Annotated in this window: 12 protein-coding genes and 1 rRNA gene; 9 read left to right on the top strand and 4 right to left on the bottom strand. The window is 66.3% G+C overall.

All coding sequences use genetic code 11. The annotated features are described in order from the left end of the window. Positions 1 to 121 precede the first annotated feature (121 nt). The 4 genes from rrf (at position 122) to BLV15_RS13295 (ending at position 4,052) form a co-directional block, all read left to right on the top strand. Positions 122 to 237: ribosomal RNA gene (gene rrf, locus BLV15_RS13310) — 5S ribosomal RNA — on the top strand. A 258-nt stretch (positions 238 to 495) separates the two neighbouring features. Continuing rightward, positions 496 to 1,158: a paraquat-inducible protein A gene (locus tag BLV15_RS13305; protein ID WP_090229011.1), complete on the top strand. Its 663-nt coding sequence runs from the start codon at positions 496 to 498 to the stop codon at positions 1,156 to 1,158. Continuing rightward, positions 1,145 to 1,768: a paraquat-inducible protein A gene (locus BLV15_RS13300; protein WP_090229009.1), complete on the top strand. Its 624-nt coding sequence runs from the start codon at positions 1,145 to 1,147 to the stop codon at positions 1,766 to 1,768. The genes BLV15_RS13305 and BLV15_RS13300 overlap by 14 nt, the downstream gene beginning before the upstream one ends. Further along, positions 1,761 to 4,052, top strand: coding sequence for a PqiB family protein (locus BLV15_RS13295; protein ID WP_090229006.1), 2,292 nt, complete (start codon positions 1,761 to 1,763; stop codon positions 4,050 to 4,052). The genes BLV15_RS13300 and BLV15_RS13295 overlap by 8 nt, the downstream gene beginning before the upstream one ends. Positions 4,053 to 4,206: 154 nt before the next feature. On the opposite strand, the gene mksF is transcribed toward BLV15_RS13295, so the two are convergent. The 3 genes from mksF to mksB form a co-directional block, all read right to left on the bottom strand. After that, positions 4,207 to 7,014 (bottom strand): Mks condensin complex protein MksF, encoded by a 2,808-nt coding sequence (mksF, locus tag BLV15_RS13290; RefSeq protein WP_090229003.1) that lies wholly within the window; start codon positions 7,012 to 7,014, stop codon positions 4,207 to 4,209. Next, entirely contained in the window at positions 7,011 to 7,688 is a 678-nt protein-coding gene (gene mksE, locus BLV15_RS13285) for an Mks condensin complex protein MksE (RefSeq protein WP_090229002.1), read from the bottom strand. Before mksE ends, mksF begins: the two co-directional genes overlap by 4 nt. Positions 7,689 to 7,779: 91 nt before the next feature. Further along, entirely contained in the window at positions 7,780 to 9,018 is a 1,239-nt protein-coding gene (gene mksB, locus BLV15_RS13280) for an Mks condensin complex protein MksB (RefSeq protein WP_090228998.1), read from the bottom strand. Positions 9,019 to 9,251: 233 nt separating this feature from the next. Here mksB and BLV15_RS13275 point away from each other — a divergent pair, with 233 nt between their 5' ends. Both BLV15_RS13275 and rimI read left to right on the top strand, forming a co-directional pair. Then, positions 9,252 to 10,046, top strand: coding sequence for an energy transducer TonB (locus BLV15_RS13275; RefSeq protein ID WP_090228995.1), 795 nt, complete (start codon positions 9,252 to 9,254; stop codon positions 10,044 to 10,046). Positions 10,047 to 10,053: 7 nt separating this feature from the next. Continuing rightward, the gene (gene rimI / locus BLV15_RS13270) at positions 10,054 to 10,509 is read left to right on the top strand and encodes a ribosomal protein S18-alanine N-acetyltransferase (RefSeq protein WP_090228992.1); all 456 of its coding nucleotides are present in this window, start codon (positions 10,054 to 10,056) and stop codon (positions 10,507 to 10,509) included. A 79-nt stretch (positions 10,510 to 10,588) separates the two neighbouring features. On the opposite strand, the gene BLV15_RS13265 is transcribed toward rimI, so the two are convergent. Next, positions 10,589 to 11,122, bottom strand: a complete 534-nt coding sequence (locus BLV15_RS13265; RefSeq protein WP_090228991.1) for a phosphotransferase system, HPr-related protein — start codon at positions 11,120 to 11,122, stop codon at positions 10,589 to 10,591. 118 nt (positions 11,123 to 11,240) lie between these two features. Between BLV15_RS13265 and otsB the strand changes: the two genes are divergently transcribed. The 3 genes from otsB to can all read left to right on the top strand — a co-directional run bounded on the left by otsB (position 11,241) and on the right by can (position 14,144). Then, positions 11,241 to 12,023, top strand: a complete 783-nt coding sequence (gene otsB / locus BLV15_RS13260) for a trehalose-phosphatase (protein WP_090228987.1) — start codon at positions 11,241 to 11,243, stop codon at positions 12,021 to 12,023. Beyond that, on the top strand, positions 12,020 to 13,429 hold the full coding sequence (gene otsA, locus BLV15_RS13255; protein ID WP_090228984.1) for an alpha,alpha-trehalose-phosphate synthase (UDP-forming): 1,410 nt from the start codon (positions 12,020 to 12,022) through the stop codon (positions 13,427 to 13,429). The genes otsB and otsA overlap by 4 nt, the downstream gene beginning before the upstream one ends. Positions 13,430 to 13,505: 76 nt before the next feature. Further along, positions 13,506 to 14,144 carry a carbonate dehydratase gene (gene can, locus BLV15_RS13250; protein WP_090228980.1) on the top strand — a complete coding sequence of 213 codons (639 nt, stop codon included), beginning with the start codon at positions 13,506 to 13,508 and terminating at the stop codon, positions 14,142 to 14,144. The last annotated feature ends 2 nt before the right edge of the window (positions 14,145 to 14,146 follow it).

The following is a 14,146-nucleotide window of genomic DNA, read 5'->3' as shown; positions in this document are numbered from 1 at the left end:
CAACGATGGTGTTAGAAGGTGAAGTCGACATAAGCCGAAAGCTTGTCAGAACTTGCAAACCAACAGATATCACATACCCAATTAGGGGAAGCGACTCAACACCGATTCCCCAACCGAATTGCTTGACGACCATAGAGCGTTGGAACCACCTGATCCCATCCCGAACTCAGTAGTGAAACGACGCATCGCCGATGGTAGTGTGGGGTTTCCCCATGTGAGAGTAGGTCATCGTCAAGCTCCTATCCCCAAACCCCCAATCCGAGTAGTCGGGTTGGGGGTTTGGCTTTTGGGGCCCAGAAAACAGGTAATCTATCGGAGCTGCTCCGGCGAAGGGTCGCCGGCAGGGAGAGGGCGTTTCCCACCCTCATGCCTGATTGCCATCACCGGTCCAAACCAAGCGCAGACGCGGCGGTCGAACCGAATGAGTCATCGTCCGACGCCGCACACTGAACAGCGAATTTCCGAAACTGGATGCTGGACTGCCGAGCCTTGCCAATGCCTGATACGGCCGATTCCCGGTCTCTTGCCGAGCGCCCGCTCGACGAACTGATCGCCTGCCACGAGTGCGATCTGCTGATGCTCAAGCCCAACCTGGCGCTGGGGCAGAAGGCGATCTGTCCGCGTTGCGGCTACGAGCTCTACACCCACCGCCACAGCGTCGTGTCGCGCAGCCTGGCACTGGTCCTGGCGGCGCTGCTCCTCTACTTCCCGGCCAACTTCCTGCCGATCATGCGGCTGGATCTGCTTGGCCAGTCGAGCATCGACACCATGTGGAGCGCCGTGCTCGGTCTGTACGGTGCCGACATGCCGGAAGTGGCGGTGCTGGTATTCCTCTCCAGTATGGGCGTTCCGTTGCTCAAGCTGCTCTGTCAGCTACTGGTGCTGCTGAGCATTTGCTTGAAGGTGGGACGCAGCTACGGCTTGGTGCTTTATCGGATCTATCACGAGCTGCGCGTGTGGGGGATGCTTGAGGTATACCTGCTGGGCATCCTGGTGGCGATCGTCAAGCTTGGCGATATCGCGCACCTGGCCATAGGCACCGGGCTCGTGTGCTTCGTTTCGCTGCTGTTGCTGCAGGTCTGGCTCGAGGTCGTGATGTCGCCGCACCAGATATGGGAAGCCCTGGCGGGCGAGGAGGACGGCCATGCGAGCGCTTGATGCCGGCATCCTCGTCTGTACCGAGTGTCATCACTTGAATGCGCGCGATGACGAGCAGGAACGGCAGTACTGCTCGCGTTGTGGTGCGCACGTCACCCCGCGGCGGATCAACAGCCTGGCGCGTACCTGGGCATTGCTGGTTACCGCGACCATCCTCTACATCCCCGCCAACGTGCTGCCGATCATGACGGTGAGCACCTTCGGCAATGGCGCGCCCTCGACGATCATGTCCGGTGTGGTGGAACTGGCGCATCACGGCATGTTCCCGATTGCCGCCCTGGTGTTCATCGCCAGTATCCTGGTACCGACCTTCAAGCTGGTCGGCATCGCGCTGCTTCTTTATTCGGTGCAGCGCCACCAACCGCTTTCGGCGCGCAAGCGCATCCTGATGTATCGCTTCATCGAGTGGATCGGCCGCTGGTCGATGCTGGATATTTTCGTCATCGCCATCCTCGTCACGGCCGTGAATTTCGGCGCGTTCGCGCGGGTGGAAGCCAATCCGGGCGCGGTCGCCTTCGCCTGCGTCGTGGTATTGACCATGCTTGCCGCGATCACCTTCGACCCTCGCCTGATCTGGGATAACACGGAGCCGTACCAAGACCATGAGTGATCTGCCCAAAGCCAGGATTCGCCCCGCCTCCAACTGGTCCGTGATCTGGGTACTGCCCCTGATCGCGCTGCTGATCGGTGGATGGCTCGCCTACCGTGCCTTCAGTGAGGCCGGCATCGAAATCAAGGTCCACTTCGAAAGTGGCGACGGCATCCAGGCCAACAAGACCGAGCTGATCTATCGCGGCATTTCGGTGGGCACGGTGACCGACCTGCATATCGCCGACGACATGAAGGGCGTCATCGCCACCATCGAGATCAAGAAGGAGGCTGAGCCTTACCTCAGCAAGGGCACGCGCTTCTGGCTGGTCAAGCCGCGTATCTCCCTGGGCGGGGTGACCGGGTTGGAGACGCTGGTCTCGGGTGTCTACATCGCCATCGAGCCGGCCCAGGGCGAGCCGGAGCGCGAGTTCGTCGCGTTGAAGGAGCCGCCGGGTATGTCCGATGACCTGCCCGGCCTGCATATCACCCTGAAGGCCGAGCGCCTAGGTTCCCTCGAGCAGGGCAGCCCGGTCTATTACAAGCAGATCCAGGTCGGCCAGGTGAAGAGTTACGCCCTGGGGGCGGACCAGAAGACCATCGAGGTGAAGGTCCACATCGATCCCGAGTACGCGCAACTGGTGCGCAAGCACACGCGCTTCTGGAATGCCGGTGGGGTAACGGTGTCGGGAGGATTGTCAGGCTTCAAGGTGCGCACCGAGTCGCTGCTCAGCATCGCCGCCGGTGGCATCGCCTTCGCCACGCCGGACCATCGCCAGGACAGCCCGCCCACCGACCCCCGGCTGCCGTTCCGCCTGTACGAGGACTACGAGGCCGCCGAGGCCGGCGTCAAGGTCAAGCTGCACATCCGCGATGTCAGCGGCATGCAGGAAGGTCGTACCGCCGTCATGCTGAATGGCGTACAGGTCGGCACCTTGAAGAAACTGGAAATGGGCGAGCATTTCACCGAGGCGACCGCCGAGCTGAGCATGGACCCGCGCACCGAGGAGATGCTCAACGAGAACACCGAGTTCTGGGGCGTGAAACCCTCGATCTCCCTCGCCGGGATCACTGGCCTGGAAGCGCTGGTGAAGGGCAACTACATCGCCGTGCGGTTCGGCAAGGGTGATTCGCCGTCGCGCGAGTTCACAATCCGCGCCAAGGCGCCGCCGCTGAACACCGATGCGCCCGGCCTGCATCTGGTCCTGACCACCGACCGCCTCGGTTCGCTGGATATCGGCAGCGCGGTGCTCTACAAGCAGATGCGCGTCGGCAGCGTGCAGAGCTACCAGCTGTCGCGGGACCAGCAGCGCGTGGTGGTGGGCGTGCACATCGAGCCGGAATACATGCATCTGGTCAACGAGTCGACGCGCTTCTGGAACGCCAGTGGGGTTTCGCTCAAGGGTGGGTTGTCCGGGATCGAAGTGAAGAGCGAGTCCCTGCAGACGCTGGTCACCGGCGGCATCGCCTTCGCCACCCCGGACTCCAAGGCTAAGGCGGTGACCGGTGTGCGGCGCTTCGACCTGTTCGAGGACGAGGCCAAGGCGCTGGCGGTGGGCACCGTGCTGGAGATCGGTGTCGAGAACGCCGAGGGCCTGCGCGAAGGGACGCCGATCCGCTTCAAGGGGCTCGAGGTCGGCAAGGTGGAATCGCTGACCCTGAACAAGGACCTCAGCGGCGTGCTGCTCAAGGTGCGGATCACCGAGGCCGAAGCGCGTATCGCCCGCGAGGGCACGAAGTTCTGGGTGGTCAAGCCTGAGTTCGGCCTGGCGCGCACGGCCAACCTGGATACGCTGATCGGCGGCCAATACCTGGAAGTGCAGCCCGCCCAGCGCCCCGGTGCGCCGCAGACGCGCTTCACGCTGAGCAAGGCGCCCTCGCTCGACGCGGTCCGCGAGGAAGGCCTGCACCTGGTGCTCAGCGCGGCGCGTCGCGGCTCGTTGAAGCCGGGCGCGATCATCAGCTATCGCCAGGTGCCGGTGGGCAAGGTGACCGACTTCGAGCTGGGCCCGACCTCTGACCGGGTGCTGATCCACGCGCTCATCGAGCCGCGCTATGCGCCTCTGGTTCGCAGCGGGAGCCGCTTCTGGAATGCCAGCGGGTTCGGCGTCGACGCCAGCCTGTTCAAGGGCGTGCAGGTGCGCACGGAGTCCTTCGAGGCGATGCTGGAGAGCGGTATCGCCTTCGCCACGCCGAACAATCCGGAGATGGGCGGCCCGGCCACGCCGGGACAGACCTTCGCGCTGTTCGACGGTGCGGAGGATGCCTGGCTGCAGTGGGCGCCGAAGATCAGGCTGGAGAAGTAGGGCCGGCGAGCGATCCGTCGTGACTCGGTGAGCGTGGGATCGGCTGATGGGCGTGTCGGATCACGCTTGCAGGATGGGCTTCAGCCTATCGCGCAGAGATCCGCCGGGTGGTTCAGAAGGTGGGCTGAAGCCCACCCTACGCTTTAGCAACGGATCAGGCCGGCTCGGCGGTCGCCGGCTCGCGGCGGGCGATGAACTTCCAGTCAGCTTCGTCGATGTAGATGCCATTGGGGCCGCTGCCGCCTTCCAGGTCGATGGCGCAGTGCGCCGAGACCTGCGGTTTCACCGAGGCGAGAATCGGCACGAAGCCGAGCTGCAGGCTGGTCTCGATCAGCGCCTGCTGGTTGCGCTCGTCGATGTCCGCCGCTTCGTCGAGGTAGTACGGCAGGCGCACGCGTCCGGCCTGCTCGCGATCCATCAGGTGCAGCAGCAGGTACATGTTGGTCAGCGCCTTGATGGTCATGGTGGTGCCGTTGGAGGCCGCGCCGTCGATGTCGGTGTGGATTACCGGCTGCCCGCCGACCTTGGTGATCTCGAAGGCCAGCTCGAACAGGTCCTTAAGACCGAGCTGGTTGTGATTCGCCGCCACCAGCCGCGCCAGGTACTCCTTGGCTTCCTCGTTCTTCGCATCCTGGTCGCCGCTGTGCTGCAGGTCGAAGACCGACAGCGTTTCGCCTTCCTCGTACTGCCCGGCGCTGTGGATGATCTGGTCGATGTGCCGGAGCGCGTCCTTGTTCGGCGCCAGCACGATGCGGAAACTCTGCAGGTTGGAAACCTGGCGCTTGTTGATCTCGCGGTTGAACAGCGCCAACTGGTGTTCGAGGTTGTCGTAGTCGCTGCGGATGTTGCGCAGGGTGCGGGCGATGTCGGTGACCGCCGCACGTCGTGCCTTCGCCAGCGTGAGGGCTTCGTCCTGACGGTGCGCGTAGGCGTTGATCAGCAGGTGCAGGCGCCGCTCGACATCTTCCTCGCTGTCGAACTTCGCCACGCCCTTGAGGCGTACCTGGGCGTAGAGCGCCTCGATCTGGCCGTCGATGCGCTGCAGCGCCTGCCAGCTGTCCTGATAGTCGTTGAGCAGCGGCAGCAGGTTGTCCAGCGAGTCGTCCACCGGGTCCATGAACGGCGTGCCGAACGGCAGGTCGGCCGGTAGCAGCTGACGGCGGCGCAGCGCGTCTTCCAGGGTGCGTTCCTTGGCTTCCAGGTCGCCGAGCTGGCGGCCGATCAGTTGCAGCTTGGCCGACAACTGCTGGACGCGCTCGGTGAAGGCATCGCCGGAACGCTTGAGTTCGTCCTGCGCGGCTTCGTGCTGGGCGAGCTGCTCGAGCTTGGTCTGTTCCTCGGCGGCGAGCGTCTGGCTGCGGCGGAAATCCTCCAGGGCCTTCTGCGCATCCAGCACCGCCTGGTACAACGCCTCGGCCTGCGCCTTGCTCGCGGCGCGGTCGGCCGCGACGGCCTGCTGGGTCTTGAGCTGCTTCAGCTCGCGCTCGAGGCGGTCCTTCTGGTCGCGCAGGGCGGCGCGGTCGGCCAGTGCCTGCAGTGCCGGCGGTTCGATGTGCGAGAGGTCGACGGACAGACCGGGCACTTCGAAGCGCTCGCCCTTGAAGGCGTCCAGCACCGCCTCGACGGATTTCACCCAGGCGTCGCCATCGTCGACGCGGATGCCTTTCTCGCCCAGCGGCAGGCTGAACAGCTGGCCGTTGAACAGACGCATCAGACGATCGACATCGGCCTGGGAGAACTCCTCGCGCAGCCGCGAATAGCTGTTGTTGTCCGCATGGTCGAGCTGCTGCTTCACCGACTTCAGGCGTTTCTCCAGGTCGGCGAGACGCTCCACCAGATCCTCGCTGCTGAACTGCCGGGCCTGCGCCAGCGCCCCGGCCAGCTCGTCATGCGCGTCCTTGGCGGCGAGCAGCTGCTGTTCCAGCGGCGCCGCGCTGTCCACCAGGGCGAAACGGTTCTTCAGCACCGCGAGTTCGCCGAGCCAGCGCTGGATCTCGCTGATCTCGCGCTCCAGGCGCATCAGTTCGCTGGTGTCGCCGCGCTGCGCGTGCTGCAGGTTGTCCTGCTCGCCGCGGTAGTGCTCGGCCTGGATCACCAGTTCCTCTTTACGGGCGTCGGCATAGTCGTGCCAGGCGCCCAGCAGGTTGTCGAGCAGCGGCGAGATGCGGTGAAGCTTGCCGCGTAGCAGCTCGCGTTGCGCCACGCCGGCGGCCAGCGCCTCGACCAGCGGGCCGGCGGCCACCAGCGCCTGGTAGTCGCCCTCCATGCGGCGCACGTCGCGGAACGCCTCCTCGGTGGCGGCGATGTAGTCGACGCTGCCCGAGCGCAGGCTGTGCTCGAAGGCATCGAGGAACAGCTGCTTGAGCTTGGCCGCGGTGATCTCGCGCATGTGCAGCAGGTTGATGAACAGCGCGCGGAAGGTCTTCAGGCTCTGCTCGCTGGTGGAACGCAGCGGGATCAGCGTGAGGTCCAGCGGAATCGAGGTGTGCCCGCCGACCAGCAGCCGGCGCAGCTCCTCAGGCTTGAGTTCGTAGGCCTTGATGCCCTCGCGCTCCAGCGCGTGGAACAGCTCGCGCTGCCTCAGGCAGGTGCCGTCCTTCTGGTAGTGCGCCAGGTCCAGCGAGCCGGCGTAGGCGAAGAACTGGTGGCCGAAGCCGCCGCCCGGTCCGCGCCCGGCCACGCCGATGACGTGTGGCCCGTGGGGCAGGGCGACCTCGACGAGGATGTAGCTGGTGTCGGAGGCGAAGTAGAAGCGCCGCGACTGTTCCAGGCTGTACTTGCCGAAGCTCATGTCCGACATGCGCGCGAGGATCGGGAACTGCAGCGCGTTGATCGACGCCGACTTGCCCAGGTTGTTGGCGCCGTAGACCGACAGCGGGTTCTCCAGCGGGAACAGGCCGAGGCTGTACCCGGCGGTGTTCAGCAGGGCGAAGCGGCGGATGCCGTAGCGTTCCTGGCTCATGCTTCAAACTCCTGTTCGGCGGCGATGGCGCGGGCCAGCGCTTCTTCTTCGGATTCTTCCGCGGTCTCGATGACCAGGATCTCGTCTTCCTCCTCGGCCACCAGCACCGGCGTCGGCAGCGGCAGGTCGCTGTGCAGCGCGGCGGCCAGGTCGCGGTCCTGCTGCACGGCGAGGCACACGTCGAGGAAGCGGTGCATCGGCGCGAGGAAGCGGTACACGCCGTTGTCCTCGCTGGCGAAGCCGAGCTGGGTCAGGCGGCGCATGACCTTCTCTTCGAGTTCTTCCTGGGTGGTGACTTCGGCCTGGAGGAACAGGTCCTTGTACTTCTCCAGAAGGGGCGGCAGCTCGTCGCGCCCGAGGCTGCCGCCGTCGAGCACGGCGAGCGGGTCGCGGCCGCCGTCGGCCAGATGCTCGACGAGGATGAAGGTGAACAGCGCCAGGCGCTGGGCGGTCTTGTTCACCTGCGCGCCCATCTGCTCGGGCACGAAGTAGTAGAAGCCGCGGGTGTCGCAGACCAGCTCGAAGCCGAGCGCCTTGAACAGCGCGCGGTAGGCGTCCTGCAGGTTGGACAGTTGGGCGTACAGCTCCGGGTCGCGGCGGCTGACATGGTAGCCCTTGAACAGCTCGCGGAAGATCGGCGCCAGCTGGGTCATTTCTTTCAGATCGATATTCATACGCAATGCTCACGGGCAGTCGTAGGGTGCGCCGTGCGCACCATGGAGCCGCGGGCGGCGCCGCCGGCGGTCGGTCGATTCGGTGGAGTGTTCAGGGCGCGGCTCCGATGAGCGCGAATGAGCTGAGGCTGACGCGGTGTTCGGCGGTCAGGTAATCGCGGCGCTCCAGGCGTTCGCGCTGGAAGCGGGCGTCGCGCGACAGGCGCGAGAACCAATAGAGCAGCTCGTCGGTGGCGCCTTCGGGCTCCTGTTCCAGCAGCCAGAGCATCAGGTCCGGCAGCGGCAGGGCGTCCTCGCAGCGTTCGAGCATTTCCCTCGCGGTGCGTGGCGCGCGCGGCGAGTCGCCCTTGCGCGTGCCGCTGGCCCTGGGAAACTGCGCCGGCTTGGGCTCGAAGCGCGCCAGCGCATAGACGTAGGCCTCGACCTGCGAAGCGCTGCCGAGGAAGGTGCTTTGCGGCCGGCTGTGCAACGGCAGCGAGGCCTGCGGCACGGCGTCGAGGCCTTTCTTGCGGATCGCCGACAGCGCCAGCGCGGCGCCACGCGTCACCGCATTGTGCCGGCGCGCTTCCTCGCGCAGCGGCAGCAGCAGTTCGCGGGCGCGGCGCAGGGTCAGCTGGGCGGTGGTTTGCATCTCCAGGATGCGTGCGTGGGTGCGCAGCAGCAGGTCGTCATCGACCAGTTGGCCGAGGCGCTGTTGTTCGCCGAGCAGGCGCAGCAGTACCTGCTCGACGCGGCGCACGCCCTGCTCGAAGGCGCCATCGGCGGCGACCAGCTGGATCATCGGTTCGACGTATTCGTCCCAGGTCGCCAGCACTTCGGCATAGCGCTGGCGCAGCGGAATCTGCCGGTCGCTGGTCTTCGCCCGGTCGGCCACGCCGACCAGCGCCTGTTCGTCGTTGGCGAGCTTCTTCAGCACGTCGCGCACGCGCATGTCGAGCAGGCGCAGTTGGCGCGCCAGGTCCTGGCCGTCGCGCACCTCGAAGGCGTCCTGGATGTAGCCTGCGAGGCGTTCCAGATGGCGCAGGTAGGCCTCGATCTCCAGGCACAGGCCGAGGCGGTGCTCGCGGCGCAGGTAGGCGAGGAAGTCGTGGATCTGCGCATTCAGCTCGAAGCGGTTCGGGCTCTTGGCCACCGGCACCAGGATGTCCAGGCGGATCCACTGGTCGAGCAGGGCGGTGACGTCGGTGGGCGTGCCTTCGGGCAGCTGCGCGGTGAGCTGCAGGCGTAGCTCGACCAGGCTCAGGGTGCCGGCATCGAAGCGCTCGCAGAGCGGCTCGAGCAACGTCCAGTGTTCGGCGAGGGCGCGCAGCACGCGCTTGGGATCGATCATCGAAAGCGGTTCGGTCGTCACGGATAAGGCCGGCGATTGTACTGCAATGCACCCTCCGGGTCGGTACGCCGGTGACGAAAAGCGGGGCGTTCACTGCGACCGTCCATGCCGCGGACTTTCCGTGCGCCAGGGTTTCCGGCGACAATCGCCGCCCGTGTCAGGCCGCGTCGCGACCGCCAGGAATTCGCCATGAGCTGCAACCGTCCTCTTTCCCTCCGCCCGGTGCCCGCGCCGTGATCGCCGAGCAGCGCCGCCGCGCCTACCTCAGCGCCATGCAGGTGGGCGTCTGGCTGCCGCGTGTGGAGCTGCCGTTCGCCGCGCCGTCGCGCCTGCCGCTGCTGGAACCCGAGGACGAACCGGTGGAGCTGGGCGAGGAGGCCGCGCCTGCGGTGGATGTTGCGCCGAGCGCCGCGGCGCCCGCTACGCCTTCCGCCGCCGCGCCGCTGCCGAGCGAAGCGCCGCGCCCCCGCGTGGAGATGCCACGTCCGGCCGTTGCACCGGTGGAAACCCGCAGCGAAACGCCGAGCGCGCCCGCCGTTCTGCCGCCGCCGCGTTTCGCCCTGCAACTGTTGCGCGCCGGCGACTGTTTGCTGCTGGTCGAATTGCCCACCGGCGAGCCGTTCCAGAGTCGCGACCCGGCCTACCTGCTGCTTCGGGACATGCTGCGCGCTGCCGGCCTGCCGGACAGCCCGCTGCAGGTCGGCGACGGCGAACCGATCCGCTGGCCGCTGCTGGTGCGCGGCGGCATGGACCAGGGCCCGGAAGCCGCGCGCGACTACGTGCAGGGCGTACTCGCCGGCGAACTCGAGCAGGGCGGGCGCTGCACCTGGCTGATCGGCACGCCGGCGCTGCGTTTCGCCGGCGAAGTGGACGAAACCGCGTACAACCGCGAGGTGCAGGTCGACGGTCTCGGCGTGCTCTGGGCACTGCCGGGGCTGGAACTGCTGATCGACGAACCGGCCCGCAAGGGCGAACTGTGGAAAGCCATGCGCCGGCTCATGCCGCGCTGGCTGTCGCAGCCTGAATGAGAGCGCCATGAGCGACACGCTGACCTTCCGCCGGATGACCGAGGCGGACCTCGACGCCGTGCTGGAGATCGAGAACGCCGCGTTCAGCCATCCGTGGACCCGCGGCATCTTCCTCGACAGCATCAGGTCCTACGAGTGCTGGATGATGTTCGAGGGCGACCGCCAGGTGGGCCACGGCGTGATCAACATGATCCTCGATGAAGCGCACCTGCTGAACATCACCATCGGCCCGCGGTTCCAGGGCCGCGGCCTTGGCCTGCACCTGCTGGAGCGGCTGATGCGCCGTGCCCGCGAGTGCTCGGCCAACGAGTGCTTCCTCGAACTGCGCGCCTCCAACCTGCCGGCGTATCGCCTGTACGAGCGCTATGGCTTCAATGAGATCGGCCGGCGCCGCGGCTATTACCCTGCCGAAGGCGGTGGACGCGAAGATGCGCTGGTGATGGCCTGCACGCTGCTCGATTGAGCGAGGCCGTCTTCCGCCTCGCGCAGGCGCAGAATACGAAAAAGGGCCGCTAAGCGGCCCTTTTTGCATCGGCGGATCGTCACTCCGGTTTCACGTCCCGCGCCGAGTCCAACGGCGCTTCGCCGGCCAGTTCCTCGTCGCTCATGCCCAATTCGTCGGTGCGCTCGTCGCGCTCGCTGCGCAGGGGCTCGCTGGGCTTCCAGGGTTTGCCGTCGAGTGGATGGACGCGTGCTTCCTGGGCTTCGTCGAGCCCGCCGCCGGCACCGATCTCCTCTTCGTCGACGATGCTCAGGTCGTAGTCGGCCGGATCGCCGCTGCCAGGCTCGTAGGGATCGCGGGCGCCGGTCTCGTCGAGCAGGGTTTCCGGGCTCAGGTCGTCCATCGTCACGCCGTCTTCGTGCTCGTCCGGGCCGAGCGCCTCGCCGCCGGTCATGCCGGCCTCGCGGACGCGCTTGTCGGGGAATTCGCGCTCCAGCTCGGCGGCGGGGCGAGTGTCGCCGGCGCGGCCTTCGTGCTGATCGTCATCGTTGAAGTCCAGCGGGTGGACGGAGCCCATGCGGTCCTCGGTATCGTCGATTTCCTGGGGTACGTAGGGTTTGCGCTCGGTACTCATGGCGTTCTCCTCGGATTGGCGCTGTCGAGGCTGTGACCGGGAGGGGCGTTGAAGATTCAGGCAGCCAGCCGGACGGCGAACCCCGGAACAACCCGGGCTTGCGGGCAGTCACACCCACATGAACGATTTTTCCCCAAGCAGCGGATCGGACTTCGACCGCTGGGCTTTTTTCTTCGACGTCGACGGCACGCTGGCAGACATTCAGCCCCGCCCCGAGCTCGTTTTCATTCCCGAAACCACCCTTGAAGCGCTAGCTGAACTGCAGCGCCGCGGCGCAGCGGTGGCGGTGATTTCCGGCCGCCCGCTGGCGCAGATCGATCAGCTCCTGCAGTCGCTCGAGTTGCCGGCCGCTGGCGTGCATGGCGCCGAACGGCGGCGGGCGGATGGCCAGTTGCAGGCGTCGGATCTCGATCTGGCGGCGCTCGACGGCGTCGAGGGCGAACTGGAGGCGGCGTGCACCGAGTACCCGGCTTTGCGCCTGGAGAACAAGGGCATCGCCTTCGCCCTGCATTACCGCGAGGCCCCCGAGCTGGAGGACGTCGCCCGGCAGATCGCCGAATCCTTCGTCGCCCGATATCCACGCCTGCTCAGCCTGCAGCCGGGCAAGTGCGTGTACGAACTCAAGCCGAAAGGCGCGAACAAGGGCGAGGTGATCCGTAGCTTCCTGGCCGAGGAGCCCTTTCGTGGCCGTGTGCCCGTGTTCGTCGGCGACGACCTCACCGACGAGGCCGGTTTCGCCGTGGTCAACGCGCTGGGCGGGCTGTCGATCAAGGTCGGCGAGGGCGCCAGTGTGGCGCAGCGGCGGTTGCCCTCGGTCGCCGCGGTCGGCGAGTGGATCGCCGCACGCCTTACCCAACCCCTTAGCGACATTGACAAGAATTATTCGGAGAAACGGTTATGAGTCGTCTGGTGGTGGTATCCAACCGGGTCGCCCCGATCAAGGAAGGCAAGGCCGTGGCCGGCGGGCTGGCGGTGGGCGTGTTCGACGCCCTGCGCGATTCCGGTGGCGTGTGGTTCGGCTGGAACGGCGAAGTCACCAGCCAGCCCAAGCTGGTCTGCGAGACCGTGGGCAGCATCACCTACGCCACCATCGGGCTGAACAAGCGCGATTACGACCAGTATTACCGCGGCTTTTCCAACGCCACGCTGTGGCCGATCTTCCATTACCGCATCGATCTGGCGCGCTACAACCGCGATGAATACGAAGGCTACCGGCGGGTCAACCGCATGCTCGCCGAACAGCTCAAGCCGCTGCTGCAGCCGGACGATGTGCTCTGGATCCACGACTACCACCTGATCCCGTTCGCCGAGGAATGCCGCCAGCTGGGCATTCGCAACCGCATCGGCTTCTTCCTGCACATTCCTTTCCCGGCGCCGGAGATCCTCACCGCGATCCCGCCGCACAACGAGCTGCTCAAGACCTTCTGCTCCTACGACCTGATCGGTTTCCAGACCGAGGTCGACCGCCAGGCCTTCGAGGACTACATCGCCCGCGAGGTGCGCGGGCTGATCGGCGCGGACAACGCCATGACCGCCTACGGCCATGATTTCCGCGCCAAGCACTACCCGATCGGCGTGATGCCGGACGAAATCCGCAAGACCGCCGAGTCCTACCGCGGCCGCCGCAATATGATCGGCCGGCGCGAGTCCGGCGAGCCCTGCGAGACGATCATCAGCGTCGATCGCCTGGATTACTCCAAGGGGCTGGTGGAGCGCTTCGGCGCTTACGAAGAGTTGCTCGACCGCTTCCCCGAGCACCGTCGCCAGGTGCAGTTCCTGCAGATCGCGCCGACCTCGCGGTCCGACGTGAAGACCTATCAGCACATCCGCCAGCAACTCGAGACCCAGGCCGGCCACATCAACGGCCGCTACGCCGACCTCGACTGGATGCCGCTGCACTACCTGAACAAAAGCCACGAGCGGAAGATCCTCATGGGGCTGTTCCGAGCGGCGAGGATCGGCCTGGTCACGCCGCTGCGCGACGGCATGAACCTGGTCGCCAAGGAGTACGTCGCCGCGCAGAACCCGGATGACCCCGGCGTGCTGGTGTTGTCGCGCTTCGCCGGAGCGGCGCGCGAGTTGAGCTCGGCGGTGATCGTCAACCCATACGACCGGGTCGGCATGGCCGAGGCGCTGGACCGCGCGCTGCGCATGCCGCTGGAGGAGCGCAAGGACCGCTACGAAAGCATGATGCGGGTGATCCGGCAGAACGACCTGGCCGGCTGGCGCGACAATTTCCTGCGCGACTTGCGCGGCCCCGCCTCGCGCCCCGTGCTGCTGCGCCAGACGCCCGCCCGCGCGGTGTGACGCCTGCCGGCCGCGGCTTGTCAAAGCCCGCGACCGGTTCGCAAGAGGCGATTCCGGCGCGACAGGGGTAGCGACGATGAGCGATCTAAAACAGCTGTTCGACAATAACGAACGCTGGGCCGAGGCGATCAAGGAGGAGGACCCGCAGTTCTTCGCCAAGCTGGCCAAGCAGCAGGCGCCCGAGTACCTCTGGATCGGCTGTTCCGACGCCCGCGTGCCGGCCAACGAGATCGTCGGTCTGCTGCCCGGCGACCTGTTCGTCCACCGCAACGTCGCCAACGTGGTGCTGCACACCGATCTCAACTGCCTCTCGGTGGTCCAGTACGCGGTCGACGTGCTCAAGGTGAAACATATCCTGGTCACCGGCCACTACGGTTGCGGCGGCGTGCGCGCGGCAATGCGCGATGACCAGCTGGGCCTGATCGACGGCTGGCTGCGCACCATCCGTGACCTCTATTACGAACAGCGCGAGCACATCGCCCAGTTCCCCACCGAGGAGCAGAAGGTAGACCGCCTCTGCGAGTTGAATGTGATCCAGCAGGTGGCCAACGTCAGCCACACCACCATCGTCCAGAACGCCTGGCACCGCGGCCAGAGCCTGTCGGTGCACGGCTGCATCTACGGCATCAAGGATGGACGCTGGAAGGACCTCAACGTGACCGTCGCCGGTCTGGAGCAGCTGCCCCCGCAATATCGCCTGCGGCCGCAAGCCTGACG

It is taken from the genome of Pseudomonas kuykendallii, assembly GCF_900106975.1.
Lineage (GTDB): Bacteria > Pseudomonadota > Gammaproteobacteria > Pseudomonadales > Pseudomonadaceae > Pseudomonas_O > Pseudomonas_O kuykendallii.
Note: the sequence above shows the minus strand (reverse complement) of the source record. Positions and strands in the feature narration are given on the sequence as shown.

What these genes read in the sequence shown, in the direction of transcription:
- BLV15_RS13295 (WP_090229006.1), top strand. Translation starts at nt 1,761, where the DNA reads ATGAGTGATCTGCCCAAAGCCAGGATTCGCCCCGCCTCCAACTGGTCC.
- otsA (WP_090228984.1), top strand. Translation starts at nt 12,020, where the DNA reads ATGAGTCGTCTGGTGGTGGTATCCAACCGGGTCGCCCCGATCAAGGAA.
- mksF (WP_090229003.1), bottom strand. Translation starts at nt 7,014, where the DNA reads ATGAGCCAGGAACGCTACGGCATCCGCCGCTTCGCCCTGCTGAACACC.
- BLV15_RS13305 (WP_090229011.1), top strand. Translation starts at nt 496, where the DNA reads ATGCCTGATACGGCCGATTCCCGGTCTCTTGCCGAGCGCCCGCTCGAC.
- mksB (WP_090228998.1), bottom strand. Translation starts at nt 9,018, where the DNA reads ATGATCGATCCCAAGCGCGTGCTGCGCGCCCTCGCCGAACACTGGACG.
- BLV15_RS13300 (WP_090229009.1), top strand. Translation starts at nt 1,145, where the DNA reads ATGCGAGCGCTTGATGCCGGCATCCTCGTCTGTACCGAGTGTCATCAC.
- otsB (WP_090228987.1), top strand. Translation starts at nt 11,241, where the DNA reads ATGAACGATTTTTCCCCAAGCAGCGGATCGGACTTCGACCGCTGGGCT.
- can (WP_090228980.1), top strand. Translation starts at nt 13,506, where the DNA reads ATGAGCGATCTAAAACAGCTGTTCGACAATAACGAACGCTGGGCCGAG.
- rimI (WP_090228992.1), top strand. Translation starts at nt 10,054, where the DNA reads ATGAGCGACACGCTGACCTTCCGCCGGATGACCGAGGCGGACCTCGAC.
- mksE (WP_090229002.1), bottom strand. Translation starts at nt 7,688, where the DNA reads ATGAATATCGATCTGAAAGAAATGACCCAGCTGGCGCCGATCTTCCGC.
- BLV15_RS13265 (WP_090228991.1), bottom strand. Translation starts at nt 11,122, where the DNA reads ATGAGTACCGAGCGCAAACCCTACGTACCCCAGGAAATCGACGATACC.